General features: G+C 35.4%; 12 protein-coding genes. All 12 read left to right on the forward strand.

What is annotated here, in order from left to right:
- The coding region (locus J3U74_RS11195; protein WP_267338057.1) for a DUF2345 domain-containing protein at positions 1 to 682 on the forward strand (682 nt) is incomplete at its 5' end.
- Between the two features lie 10 nt (positions 683 to 692).
- Positions 693 to 3182 (forward strand): hypothetical protein, encoded by a 2490-nt coding sequence (locus J3U74_RS11200; RefSeq protein WP_267328934.1) that lies wholly within the window; start codon positions 693 to 695, stop codon positions 3180 to 3182.
- 12 nt (positions 3183 to 3194) lie between these two features.
- Positions 3195 to 4259, forward strand: coding sequence for a T6SS immunity protein Tli4 family protein (locus J3U74_RS11205; RefSeq protein ID WP_267338056.1), 1065 nt, complete (start codon positions 3195 to 3197; stop codon positions 4257 to 4259).
- Between the two features lie 59 nt (positions 4260 to 4318).
- Positions 4319 to 5386 (forward strand): T6SS immunity protein Tli4 family protein, encoded by a 1068-nt coding sequence (locus J3U74_RS11210; protein WP_267338055.1) that lies wholly within the window; start codon positions 4319 to 4321, stop codon positions 5384 to 5386.
- A 56-nt stretch (positions 5387 to 5442) separates the two neighbouring features.
- Positions 5443 to 6495, forward strand: a complete 1053-nt coding sequence (locus tag J3U74_RS11215) for a T6SS immunity protein Tli4 family protein (protein WP_267338053.1) — start codon at positions 5443 to 5445, stop codon at positions 6493 to 6495.
- A gap of 570 nt (positions 6496 to 7065) precedes the next feature.
- Entirely contained in the window at positions 7066 to 8025 is a 960-nt protein-coding gene (locus tag J3U74_RS11220) for a putative type VI secretion system effector (protein ID WP_267338052.1), read from the forward strand.
- 245 nt (positions 8026 to 8270) lie between these two features.
- Positions 8271 to 9014: a putative type VI secretion system effector gene (locus J3U74_RS11225; protein WP_267338051.1), complete on the forward strand. Its 744-nt coding sequence runs from the start codon at positions 8271 to 8273 to the stop codon at positions 9012 to 9014.
- 459 nt (positions 9015 to 9473) lie between these two features.
- Positions 9474 to 10649: a pyridoxal phosphate-dependent aminotransferase gene (locus J3U74_RS11230; RefSeq protein ID WP_267329104.1), complete on the forward strand. Its 1176-nt coding sequence runs from the start codon at positions 9474 to 9476 to the stop codon at positions 10647 to 10649.
- On the forward strand, positions 10634 to 11452 hold the full coding sequence (locus J3U74_RS11235) for a MetQ/NlpA family ABC transporter substrate-binding protein (RefSeq protein WP_267329103.1): 819 nt from the start codon (positions 10634 to 10636) through the stop codon (positions 11450 to 11452). Before J3U74_RS11230 ends, J3U74_RS11235 begins: the two co-directional genes overlap by 16 nt.
- 2 nt (positions 11453 to 11454) lie before the next feature.
- On the forward strand, positions 11455 to 12474 hold the full coding sequence (locus J3U74_RS11240) for a methionine ABC transporter ATP-binding protein (RefSeq protein WP_267329102.1): 1020 nt from the start codon (positions 11455 to 11457) through the stop codon (positions 12472 to 12474).
- Complete coding sequence (locus J3U74_RS11245; protein WP_366518719.1) at positions 12474 to 13145, forward strand: methionine ABC transporter permease; 672 nt, start codon at positions 12474 to 12476, stop codon at positions 13143 to 13145. Before J3U74_RS11240 ends, J3U74_RS11245 begins: the two co-directional genes overlap by 1 nt.
- A gap of 13 nt (positions 13146 to 13158) precedes the next feature.
- The gene (locus J3U74_RS11250) at positions 13159 to 14517 is read left to right on the forward strand and encodes an FAD-binding oxidoreductase (protein ID WP_267329101.1); all 1359 of its coding nucleotides are present in this window, start codon (positions 13159 to 13161) and stop codon (positions 14515 to 14517) included.
- Positions 14518 to 14564 lie beyond the last annotated feature (47 nt).

Raw genomic sequence — 14564 nt, forward strand, 5'->3', positions numbered from 1 at the left:
AAATGCCAACCTGAATATGGCCGCAAAGCAAGATATCCACATTGACAGTGTTGACGGCAAACTGACCATTACCGCCAGCAAAGAGTTAACCTTAATCTGTGGCGGCTCGTATATCAAAATCAGCAGTAAAGGCATAGAGCTAGGTACACCAGATAACGTTAAGCTTAAATGTAATGTGATGCAGAAGATGGGGCCCACATCATTATTTCCGACAACAATTGAGTTACCATTAAGTATGGTAGAATTTGCCGAATCATTACCATGCCAGTTAAATCTGAAAATTAGTGATATTCCAGGTAGTAATGGAATTCATTATAGCAATTCACAATGGCGAATTGTCACGGCTAATTGTGTTGAAGATGCTTTAATGACTGATGACGTTATTTATGAAGGTAAAACAACACAGACTGGCGAATTACAAATCTCATCGGAAGAATCGAAAGATATCGTTGCACAGTATAACAAGCATCCAGGCCGTTTATGGATTGTGAATAATAATATTGCTTATCAATTACAAATGTCGACATTAGGGGATGTTGATAATTCAACAAAAAATATTAAAGCAGCGCAAGCAATGGGATACAAAGCCAATTTATTAAAAGAGCAGAAAAGTTTCTTAAATGCGGTTGAAAGTAACTCACAAATTGAAAAGAATCAATTGATCAAATCAATAAGAAAATGATGGTATGCTAATGATGGAACATAATAAAACACATATCTTGTTTGATGAAAAAGGCGAGGAAAACTACACCTCGACAGTAACTGAGGATATTTGGTTATATGATATCAATAAATATGGTAATAGAGATAATTTTGCGGAACCTGCACATAAAAATAGTGTAAAAGCTTATGTACAAAGTTATGACTATTTTCAGGATTTAATTGCTGATATTCGTAGTGCTGAAAGAGAAATCTATATCACTGGCTGGCAGGTAAACTGGGATGCAATGCTAACACCAAATATACGTTTAGTTGATTTAATACTTGAAGTGGTGCAGAAAAATAAAAAATTGGAAATATTTGTTTTACCTTGGAAATCGCAGTCAATCGCCGTCGATACCAATGATCAAGATACTAGAAACGTATTAAGAAACTACATAAATGAATATATTCAGCGAGAAGCGATTTTTGTCAGATTACATAGTTCAAAAAATGATGAGCCATTCTACAGTATTGCAACGCAAATGTTTTTCTCTCATCATCAAAAGTGTATTATTATTGATAGAAAAAAAGCATACGTAGGTGGAATAGACTTAGCTTATGGTCGTTATAGCCATGGTTATGATATCGATCCGAATGCAGACAATAGACAAGTGTTGAATCGTTATAATCCTTGTGTTGCATTGATGGGCGATGACAGAAAAGAAATAAGTCTATCATTCAGACCTAGAGATCGTTCAACGCTTAGCTATGATAAACTTAGCCAAACACAAATATTTGATAAAAAATATTTTGAAAAAACCAAAACAACATTAGCCGACAATCAACCAATTATGCCATGGCAAGATATTCACGTTAAAATTGAAGGTAAAGCGGTATTCGACTTAACATTAAATTTTGTATTACGTTGGAGGCAAGCTGGCACTAACGGTGAGCAAAAAAATGACAATGTATCTGATTATTGTATAAATAAATCACTATCATTACCCACACAGCAAGAATATGATGAAATGGTAGATAAAGGTAATGTTAGTGTACAGATATTAAGAAGTGCGCCTCTTTCTATGCGTGCTAAGGAAACAATGTCGGTACTAATGGGTAGCGATATAGACCTATATAATGGGATTGAAGGTCTTAACAAGCTGGCACCGAATGTTCGGCATAAAACTAACTTCACATTGCAGCCACAATCTGATATTTATCAGGTGATGCTAAAATTAATAAAAAAAGCCAAACGCTATATTTATTTGGAAAATCAATTTTTTATCTCTGATTATGGTAGTCCTTCTGATATTTCATTAAATGATCAATTATCCGAGGCCGCACAAATAGAGTTGCCACTTAAACCGTGGGCGACAACAGTGTTATCGGCAACGGCTAATGATTTGCCTGAAAATAAAATTGTTCAAGCTTTAAGCGATAAAATTGCCAGTGTCATTTTTGCCTTTAAACCCGAACCATTTCATGTCTATATAACCTTACCTGTACATCCGGAAGGGTTATTAAATACTGGTTCTATTATGGCTACCATCCATCAAACCATGCAAACAATCGTATTTGGTAGCGATAGTTTGCTTAACCGCATTCGCAAACATTTATGGGTTTATCAACAACTTGTTCAAGATGAAGTGCCACGAAAAAACTGGCAAAAATTGCGACCAACCTATTACGATAAAATGGGCGAGGAATACAAAACAATAGAGTTAGAAGAGTGTGATAAATATGTTACCTTACTTAATCTGCGTAGTTGGGCTCAGTTAGGTGATCGCACACTTACTGAACAAATCTATGTTCATAGCAAATTAACCATTGTGGATGATCTGTATGTATTAGTCGGTAGTGCCAATATTAATGACCGCAGCTTATTAGGTGGGCGGGATTCAGAGCTTGCGGCATTAATTGTAGATAATGATTCACAAACCATTAATTGTCCTGAACGTGGCATACCTATACCGGTTAGAAAATTTGCTTATGAATTACGCACCAAAATTTGGCAAGGATTATATGGTCAAGGTTTAGAACAAGCGATTAACGTCCCAGAACTTGCCAGTAGTGTTACTGCAATCCGCTCCCGAGCTAAAAGTAATACTGATATTTTTGAATCGGTTTTCCCATTTATTCCGAGGAATTATTTGTATATCGAGGATATTGAGGATGCCCAAATTAAAAAATATTCATCAATTTGGCCTGCTTTAGATTATGATAAATTAAGACAGCAAAATAATAAAAAATGGGAAGAGTCAAAATTACTAGTGGAAGAGATTGAAAAATATAACGGAATATTTGGAGCCATTAGCCAACAGCCTTTTATAAATTATGAACGAATATTAAAAAAAATGTATAGCGAGCAATATTTCACAGAAGAGTTATTGATGCCTTTTAATGAAATTTTTTGGCAAAATTATGCTATCAACAAACCCGGTGCATTAAAAAACATTCAAGGTTATATTACATTAGTGCCCATTCATTGGACTGAAGATGAAAATAACGCGGTTGCTTATCATATTCGGTTATTAACTTAAGGATTTTCTCTCATGAAAAAGATTTTTTTATTAGCCGGCCTTACTTGTTTTAGCTATTTAGCCCAGGCGGTAGAACTCACCTATAAAACCGAATGTATTGGCTCCTATACCTTAGATTTACCTGATAATCTTGAAGTGGCTCTTTATCCTACCAATCAATACTTTAAACCAAAATCTCGTTTTCCTGTTTATTTTCGAGATGGTAAATGGGCTATGTTATCTGTTTTTAATTATAATATAAATGATTTAGCTATTACTAATAGCTGGAGTGATGAGGAAATAATTGATGTTAGAAAACGATTATATAAATTTAATCAGGAAGTTAAAATCAATAACCCTAATAATCTTGTAGAATTATGGGAAAAAGAGAATAGTTTTGGTTATTATTCAAAAAATGCATCTCGCGTAAATTTTATTATAAAAAATAGAGTTTACTCTTTTCATACATCAAATCGTTCATATTATGAAGAAAAAAATTTTGATTTTTATAAAGATAACGTTGAAGCAATTATTAATGGTTTTTCCACTCGTGAACTGTTTGAAGTGCCACAAACCGCAGGTAAATGTATTCCTTTTGGCTTTGTTGCCGGTAATGATTCCTCCGTACCCCTTATTTTAACCGTCTCTTTTCGATTAAAAGAGCACCCTGATATCGTTATTTCGTTTACTGAAAATACAAGTTCTTTTACCAATCTCTTGCGTTATGATGCCAAAGAGGAAATCAATCTATTTTGGAATAGTAATTACGATATAAGTAATCGAAATATAAAAAACATTAAATTACTAGGCTTCCCCATAAAGTATCGGGATATCAAAATGGATGGGCGTAATGGCTTAGCGGGTTTTGTTGAAATACGTTATAAAGATAAATCACCCTCCGATTATGGTTATTATGGCGTAGTGTCTTACTATTCCCGAAACACCTCAAACAGCAAAACCAATCATCCGTGGCTACAGCTATCAGTTATTGGAAAACGTAGTGAAGCAAAAGGGAAAATCCCCCTAACGGAAGATGAAATTTATCAAATGGCGAAAACCATTGAAGCATCAATAAAACGTAGAGCAACAGAACAATAGTTAACAATTACTTAAGTAATAACATGGAATATAAGGTAAATAAAAAGGGAGAAAACACGATGAAAAAGACGCTCCTTTTACTCGGCTTATTAAGCCTGAGCGTAACTACCCAAGCGGTAGAACTCGCCTATAAAACCGAGTGTATTGGCTCATATACTTTAGATTTACCCGATAATCTTGAAATCGCACTCAATCCAATAGAACATTATTTTGAACCCAGTTCAAAATCTCCAAACTATTTTGCAGATAAAAAATGGGCAATTTTATCTGTTTTTAATTATAATCGTAATATATTAGATATTTATGATGGTAATTTAAATAAAACAGCTAAACAGCAGGTTATAAACAAATTAATTGAAGAATCCGATAATCGCTCAGAAACTAACTCAAAACGTAAATTAAAAAAAATAAATATAAATAATATAATTGGTTACTATAGTGATTTTGCTAGTAACTTAGCATTTTACCCAAATAATCATATTTATAATTTTTATTCAAATGAATATTACCAAGGTGAAAAAAAAGATTTTGAGTTTTATAAACAAAACGCCGAAGCAATTATTAATGGTTTTTCCACTCGTGAACTGTTTGAGCTGCCACAAACCGCAGGTAAATGTATTCCATTTGGCTTTGTCGCCGGTAATGATGCCTCCATACCCCTTATTTTAACCGTCTCTTTTCGGTTAAAAGAGCACCCTGATATCGTTATTTCGTTTACTGAAAATACACGATCATTTACCAATCTCTTGCGCTATGATGCCAAAGAAGAAATCAATCTATTTTGGAACAGTAATTACGATATAAGTAATCGAAATATTAAAAATATTAAATTACTAGGCTTCCCCATAAAGTATCGGGATATCAAAATGGATGGACGTAATGGCTTAGCGGGTTTTGTTGAAATACGTTATAAAGATAAATCGCCGTCCGACTATGGTTATTACGGCGTAGTGTCTTACTATTCCCGAAACACGCCAAACAGCAAAACCAACCACCCATGGTTACAGCTATCTGTTATTGGCAAACAGAGCGAAGCAAAAGGAAAAATCCCCCTAACAGAAGATGAAATCTACCAAATGGCAAAAACCATTGAAGCATCAATAAAGCGTCGAGCAACAGAACAATAATGGCATTACAATCAATTAATAATATGAGGCCTAAGGCAAATAAAGGAAAAAACAAAATGAAAAAGATGATTTTTTTATTTGGTGTTTTAAGCCTTAATACAACTCTGGCGGTAGAACTCACCTATAAAACCGAGTGTATTGGCTCATATACCTTAGATTTACCTGACAATCTTGAGGTAGCACTTTATCCGACAAATAAATACCTTAAACCAAAATCCCGTTTCCCTATCTATTTTCAAGATGGTAAATGGGCCATTTTATCAGCTTTTAATTATAACCAAAATAATTTATCAATTACTGCAAAATGGAACGATGAAGAGTTAAAAAAAGCAAAGCAACAAATAGCTATAGAGAATAGTAATGTTAAAAACAGCAATTCCAATGATATGGTAGAAATATGGGAAAAAGATAATAATTTGGGGTTTTATACAAAAAATGGAGCTCGTGTAACTTTTATAGACAAAAATAGAATTTATTCTTTTTTTACTAATGATTATCGCCAAGCGGAAGAAAAAAATTTTGATTTTTATAAAGATAACGTCGAAGCAATTATTAACGGTTTTTCGCCTCGTGAACTGTTTGAAGTGCCGCATACCGCAGGAAAATGTATTCCATTTGGCTTTATCGCCGGTGATAATTCCAACATACCCCTTATTTTAACTGTCTCTTTTCGATTAAAAGAGCACCCTGATATCGTTATTTCGTTTACCGAAAATACAAGTCCTTTTACCAATCTCTTGCGCTATGATGCCAAAGAAGAAATCAATCTATTTTGGAACAGTAATTACGATATAAGTAATCGAAATATTAAAAATATTAAATTACTAGGCTTCCCCATAAAGTATCGGGATATCAAAATGGATGGGCGTAATGGCTTAGCGGGTTTTGTTGAAATACGTTATAAAGATAAATCACCGTCCGACTATGGTTATTATGCTGTAGTTGAACCTTATCAAACTAAAAAAGAGGGTCATAATCCATGGTTGCAACTTCTAGTAGTTGGGAAACAAAAAGAATCAAAAGGGAAAACACCTTTAACTAAAGATGAAATCTACCAAATAGCGAAAACCATTGAAGCGTCAATAAAACTTAGAGCGACAGAACAATAGCTAGTAATTAACGTAAGCAATAACATGGAATGTAAGGTAAATAAAAAGGGAGAAAATGAGATGAAAAAGACGCTTCTTTTAATCGGTCTATTAAGCCTAAGCGTAAATACCCTCGCACTCAAACTCACTTTTTATATTATGAGGCCTAGTCTCTAGGAAAATACCATAATGGACAATAAAAAAATCAATATTTAATAGATAACTCATCATTTCATTGCATTTTTTTATTGATAGGTTATATCGTTGCTACGCAAATAACTATAATGTCTTATAAGTTAGCAAAAGGTATTATAGTTAAAATTTATTGTGATCTAATTAATATTCGATGGGATTTTCAAACAATTTTTACTGAATATTTCAGCGGAAAATTTATCAAAAAACACTGGATTTGAATTCATATTCCCTGAAATAGATAGTAAGATTGGATAGAATTATTAAGCAGTGAAAGGGATCCCAAAAATCACGAGTATGCCTAAAATTATCCTTAAAAGGAGAATGTTTCCTGCTATCTGATATAAGCTGGCTTTTTACTAAAAAATTGCTAGTAAACAAAAAAAACGGAATTTAACTATGCCTTACGCCAAATATGATGGAACAGATAAAATCTATAATGATAAAGAAGAGTTATTAAAGGAAACAGGTATTAGTATTCCTGATCCCATTTTACCTCCTAAAAAACTGGTTAAACTAACCGGTACTTTGACTGATTTTAAAGGGATATTTTGCAAAGCACCGTTATATAATTGCGCTTATATAAGTAAAGAAGAACGAAAAAAACAACAAGCAAAAATGCGTAGCGGAGCAGCATTGGCAACTGTAGCAGGCAATGGCACCGCAGCACTGGCATCGCTTGGTCATGGTGATGATATTCATCGGAGTAACTATTTTGATGGGCAATATATTACAGCTCAATTAAATAATTATCTTACATTAAGAGGTTGGATTGGTTTTTATCAATTTAAAGATGGGGATGAGGTAGAAGTTGTGGCCGAAAAGCATGCTGACCATTATGAAGTATACACAATGCTAAAACCCAGTGAAGAAATTATCTCCATTATTCCGCCTTGTATGGGGGGGCGCAAGCAGTCTTTGAAACGTAATCTTCTACCGCTCATTCTATTTTATATACTATTTACTGTCTGTATGGTTTATTTTACTGCACCATTTACATTAGATAATTTGGTTACAGCTTTTATGGGAGCTGGAATGATATTTATTCCGGCGATTTTTATCTCTTATAAAAATAGTATTGCTAATTTTATTACACTGGCTGAGCGGATTTTTACCACTTTGGATTGGCAAAATGTGAAAAATATTGACTTAGTTTCAATGAGTAAAAAGCAAGTCAAAAAACGAATTGAAGAAGGTAAATATTCCACTGAATATAATTATAATTCAAATGATTATTATGAAAGGCCTCCAAAATCAGGCGCTGGTTGGTATTTTTTCTATTACAATCCCGAAATTGTATGTAAAAAAACACCTAAAAAGCCGTCTAAAAATATGGTAAAAGCTAAAAGAAAAAAATAGTTTTCTGAAAACGTATAGATTTAAAACATATTGGTTACAACATAGATAAACGGAATTTAACTATGCCCTATGCCAAATATGACGGAACAGATAAAACCTATAAAGATAAAGAAGAGTTATTAAAGGAAACCGGTATTAGTATTCCTGATCCCATACTCCCTCCTTAAAAACTGGTTAAACTAACCGGTACTTTGACCGAATTCAAAGGTATATTTTGTGAAGCACCATTATTTGATGATGCTTATATGAGTATAGAAGAACGAAAAAAACAACAAGCAAAAATGCGTAGCGGAGCTGCATTGGCAACGGTAGCAGGCAATGGCACCGCAGCACTGGCATCGCTTGGTCATGGTGATGATATTCATCGGAGTAACTATTTTGATGGGCAATATATTACAGCTCAATTAAATAATTATCTTACATTAAGAGGTTGGATTGGTTTTTATCAATTTAAAGATGGGGATGAGGTAGAAGTTGTGGCCGAAAAGCATGCTGACCATTATGAAGTATACGCAATGTTAAAACCCAGCGAACAAATAATCTCTATCATTCCTCCTTGTACAGGAGGGAGAAAGCAATCTTTAAAGGGTGAACTCTTACTCTATTTCATTGTATACATATTATTTACTCTTTGTATGGTTTATTTTTTTAGTTCGTTCACATTAGATAATCTGTTTCCGGCATTTACTGGTCTCGGAATATTATTTATCCCGGCAATTTTTATTACCTATAAAAGAGATATTGCAACTTATATAACACTGGCTGAGCGGATATTTACAACTTTGGGGTGGCAAAATGTTAAAAATATCGATTTAGCCTCAATAAGTAAACAACAAGTCAAACGACGTATAGCCGAAGGTAAATATACTGATGATTATGATGATAAATCAAATGATTTTTACACAAGACCACCAAAATCAGGTGCAGGCTGGTGCTTTTTCTATTACGACCCTGAAGTTGTTTGCAAAAAGAGGTCTGGAAAAAATTGATGAATACTTGTTGAATCGCTAAGACTATCGTCAGTAAACGATATTAAATTGCTCAATTGGATCTTCAACGGGGTTTTATACTGAAACACATATAAAATCTGAAACTTTTTGACAATCAACATCAAGTTTGCCCAGTCGTGCCGTTATCATATTGATATTATTTTTTTAACAACGTTGATGTTATTTTTCTGACTGTATAAGTTTCAATTGCTGTAACTAACCGAGGTTGTGAATAATGTTTAGGTCAATTGTTTTTTGATTTGCATCTATGTTGTTTCTCTGCCATATATTTTATTCACGCTTGCACAGCTAGTTGAATCGCAATTGACCTTATACGTTAATAATCGTGGTTATAAATAAAAATTATAAAGATATATAAATATATTATTTAACAGTAAAAATAGAGTTTTGTATTATACTTGCTAGCCTTATAATTTATAAATATAAATAAAGAAAATAATGCATAAACTCGCTAAACGACTCGACCATTTTTCTGATTCGGTTATTCGCCGAATGACCCGAATTGCCAATCAGTATCAAGCTATCAACCTTTCACAAGGATTTCCTGACTTTGACCCACCGCAAGCCTTGATTGAAGCATTGAAACAAGCCGCACAGCAAGGTCCGCATCAGTATGAAATAACGTGGGGGTCACGTGAGTTTAGGCAGTTGTTGGCTAAAAAACAGCAAAGGTTGATGAATATTGAGATCGATCCTGAGGAAAACATTCTAGTCACATGTGGCAGTACTGAAGCCATGATGTGCGCGGTGATGACGATCTGTGATCCGAAAGATAAAGTTATCATCTTTTCTCCTTTTTATGAAAATTATGGCGCAGATGCCATTTTATCTGATGCTACTCCCATTTATGTTCCACTAAAACCGCCGACATTTGAATTTGATAAACAAGAATTAAGGCAAGCTTTTGAGCAAGGCGCTAAAGCATTAATTTTATGTAATCCCAGCAACCCTTGCGGTAAAGTGTTTACTCAAGACGAACTTGAATATATCAGTCAATTAGCGATAGAGTTTGATGCTTATGTGATCACCGATGAGGTGTACGAGCATATTGTTTATCCGCCTTATCAACATCTTTATTTAGCCAACTTTCCCGGAATGCAGCAACGCACGATTAGTTGCAGTTCATTATCGAAAACCTATTCGATCACCGGTTGGCGTTTGGGTTATATCATTGCTGATAAATCGATTATTGATGGATGTAAAATGATCCATGATTTTTTAACTGTGGGCGCAGCTGCACCATTGCAAAAAGCTGCTTGTGCAGGGTTGGCTTTAACTGATGATTATTATGTGCAGCTATCACAAACTTATATGGCTAAACGTCAGCTGTTTTTGCAAGGTTTAGATAAGATTGGGCTTAGCTATTATCCGCCGCAAGGTGCTTATTATGTGCTGGTAGATATTTCAGCATTTAACCCATTTAAAACTGATTTTGAATTTTGTGAATGGTTAATCAAAGAGGTGGGTGTAGCTGCGGTTCCCGGTTCGGCTTTTTTCAAACATCCAGAATATCGTTATATTCGTTTTCATTTTGCTAAACAACAACAAACCTTGATTGATGCTTTAGAAAGATTATCCAAATTTAAGGAAAAATTATTATGTTTAAAAAATTAATCGCATTCGCTTTTGCCGTTTTATCAACAGTAATACTGTTAACAGGCTGTGACAACAGTAAAAAAGAAAATCATATTATCGTTGGTGTTGCGGCGGGTCCTTATGGTGATATGTTTGAGCAAGCGATAGCGCCCGGATTGGTAAAAAAAGGGTATAGTGTTGAGATCCGTGAATTTAGTGATTACGTTCAACCTAATCTTGCTTTAGCAAATAAAGAGATCGACGTTAATTTGTTTCAACATCTCACTTATTTGAATAATTTTAAACAAGCACGCCAATTAGATATTGTAGCAATCGGTTTTGTCCCGACTGCTGGGGCGGGTATTTATTCTAATAAAATAACCGATTTTTCGCAGTTAAAAAACGGCGATCAAGTGACGATTGCCAATGATGTCACTAACGAAGCGCGAGCGCTACGAATTTTACAAGCGGCCGGATTAATTAAGCTTGATCCAACTATTGATAAAAATAAACTTACACCAAGCAATATTATCGAAAATCGTTATGGATTAAATATCGTTCCAATCGAAGCGCCACAAACGCCACGCTCTTTAGATAGTGCGGTATTGTCAGTAGTAAATGGTAATTATGCTATTGGTGCCGGCTTAGATTTGTCTAAAGCGCTTTATACGGAAGTATTAGATAAAGACCTTAAAAATGTCATTGCCATTCGCACCGAATCGAAAGAGACATTAGGCAACGATCTGATTGAAGTGCTTAAATCGCCGGAATTTAGCCAAGTGATTGAAGATAAAAATGGTATTTTTTACACCTTTCAAAAACCTGATTATCAATTATTCTAACTATGCAAACTACACCTCTTATTGAAGTAAAAAATGTGTCGGTGCATTTTAAGGCAAAAAATCAGTTGATAGAAGCGGTCAATAATGTCTCATTTGATGTTTATCAAGGCGATATCTTTGGCATTATCGGCTCCAGTGGAGCCGGTAAAAGTACACTGGTGAGAACACTTAATCGACTTGCTGAACCGTCCAGCGGGCAAATCATAATTAATGGTATTGATATCAATACGTTAAAAGGCCGTCATTTACAAGCCTTTCGTTTTCAAGTCGGTATGATTTTCCAAAATTTTAATTTGGCTTCATCAAAAACGGTATTTGAAAATATCGCTTTTGTACTTAAAGCGGCGGGTAAAAAAGGCGATGCGGTTAAAAACAGAGTTAAAGAGCTACTTGCCCTTGTCGGATTAAGTGATAAAGCTGATGCTTATCCGGCCGAACTTAGTGGCGGGCAAAAGCAACGGGTTGGGATAGCTCGTGCCTTAGCTAATGAGGCTAAAATACTGCTTTGTGATGAAGCAACCAGCGCTTTAGATCCAACAACGACAAGCGCAATTTTAGATTTACTCAAAGCGCTTAATCAAAAGTTTGGTTTAACTATTGTGCTTATCACCCATGAAATTGATGTGGTAAAAAAAATCTGCAACCGTGTTGCGGTCATGTCACAAGGTCGGATTGTTGAGATGAATACAACATTTAATCTTTTCGCTTGCCCAAAACAGCCTTTTACTCAAGATTTTCTTAACATTGATGAAAACACCCATTTGCCGGATCTAATCAAGCAAAATGCACAAGGTAAGTTAGTGCGTCTACGTTATATTAATGAAAACACTACGCAACCTATCTTGTATCAAACAGCCTTAGAAACGCAGGTCGCATTTAATATTTTGCATGGATTTATTGAATACTTTGATGATCAAGCATTGGGCAATTTAGTCATAGCGTTGATAGGCGAGCCGGATAATATTAATCATCTTATTACCAAACTTGCTAATCAAGGTGTCATTATTGAGGAGATAAATTGATGATCAAACTGACTATCGCCCAAATGGCTCAAATGTTATGGCAAGCCGCCTATGAGACTTTTATCATGGTAAGCTGGTCTTTGGTTGCCGGTATTGTGTTTGGTACCCTAATTGGTTTACTGCTTTTTTTACTCTCCAGCCCGTTCTTTTTTAAAAATAGCGTGGTGAATAATATTGCTAATTTTATCATCAATGCGACACGTTCAATACCATTTTTAATTCTCATGGTCACGGTTCTACCGTTAGGTGCGCTTATTGTGGGCACAACGGTAGGGCCTAAAGCGGTGATCTTTCCTTTATCTTTAGCTGCGATCGCATTTTATGCACGATTAGCTGAAAATGCCTTTAGTCAGATTGATAAAGGGGTAATTGAAGCCGCGGTTGCAAGTGGTGCTTCACATATTCGAATTATAGCCGGAATACTATTTCCTGAAGCCATGGCGCAATTAATTCGCCATGCAACAGTAACAACCATTTCGTTAATCAGTTTTAGTTCAATGGCGGGGGTAGTTGGTGGCGGTGGTATAGGTGATTTAGCTATTCGTTATGGCTATCAGCGATATGTGACTGAAATTCTTGTTCTATGTATTATTATTCTGATTATGATTGTCATGCTAATACAATTTTTAGGGGACAAGCTCGCTAATCATTTTGACAGAAGTTACAAGTAGTGAGTATAAGAATATGAAAAACTTAGCAGATCTTATAGCAGATCCTCAGCGCATTGTTTACCAAAAAGCGATTGCGCAATCACAGCTTAGTGATGGCTTAAAATTGAAATTTGGTCACGCCGATGTGTTGGTCTATCCACTAACCACAGCAGAAGTCGCAGCCATTGTAAAATATGCCAATGATAACGCCATTAATATTACAACACGAGGCGCAGGTACCAATTTAGTCGGTTCAACTATTCCCAATGGCGGGATTATTATTGATCTCTCATTGATGAATAAGTTGATAGAATTGGATAAACAAACCTTTACCGTCACAGTGCAACCCGGCATGTTATTAGAAGATCTGCAACAATTTGTTGAGCAGCATGATCTTTTCTATCCACCCGATCCGGGGGCAAAAAATGCCACAATTGGTGGCAATATTAGCACTAATGCCGGTGGGATGCGGGCGGTTAAATACGGTGTGACTCGGGATTATGTTCAAGCAATTGAAGTTGTCATGGCCGACGGCACTGTTTTAAATTTTGGTAGTAAAAATGTAAAAGATAATACCGGGTTATCTTTAAAGCATCTATTTATTGGTAGTGAAGGGACACTTGGGATTATTACTCAATGTACCTTAAAGCTAATTGCTAAACCCAAAGTTTTTGAAACGGTAATTTTAGGATTTGCCAGCCTTGCACAGGCCGTTGCCAATATTACCACTATTTTGCAAACATTAACGCCAACCGCATTGGAATTGGTAGAGAGGCAAGTTGCTCAGTGGGGGGAGCGTTATTCAGGTTTTCAATTTCCGCTTGCTGATGCTAAGGCCTATTTGATTATTATGTTAGATGCCTTAGATACTCAATCTATTTTGCAGCAACGTCAACTGTTATTAGCCAATCTAAGTGATTGTCGTTATTATGTTGCCGAAACAGCCCAACAAGCCAATCAAATTTGGGCAGTGAGAGGGTCGCTGGTTCGGGCAGTTGAAGCTGTGACAGAACAAGATCCGATTGATACAGTTGTACCAATCAATCGAATTGCCGACTTTATCACATTTACCAAACAGTTATCAGAAGAAACCGGCGTACGTATGCTCGCTTTTGGGCATGCCGGTGACGGTAATATTCATTTATGTATACTTCGTGACGGGCGTTCAGATTCAGTGTGGCTCACTCAACTAACACAGATTCACGAAGCCCTTTATCAAAAATGCCATGAATTAGGGGGATTACCTTCCGCTGAGCATGGAATTGGAACAGCCAAAGTAAACTATTTTAAGCAGGCGATACCTGAAAAAAATCGCCATTTAATGCAGTTAATTAAACAGCAGTATGATCCAAAAAATATACTTAATAATCAGGTGTATATCACCCAAAATTAGTCGAAAATTTTCGCTGAATGCGATATTAATCGCTGCTTTAAATGCTC

This window comes from Gilliamella sp. B3892 (genome assembly GCF_026536305.1).
Taxonomy (GTDB): Bacteria; Pseudomonadota; Gammaproteobacteria; order Enterobacterales; family Orbaceae; genus Gilliamella.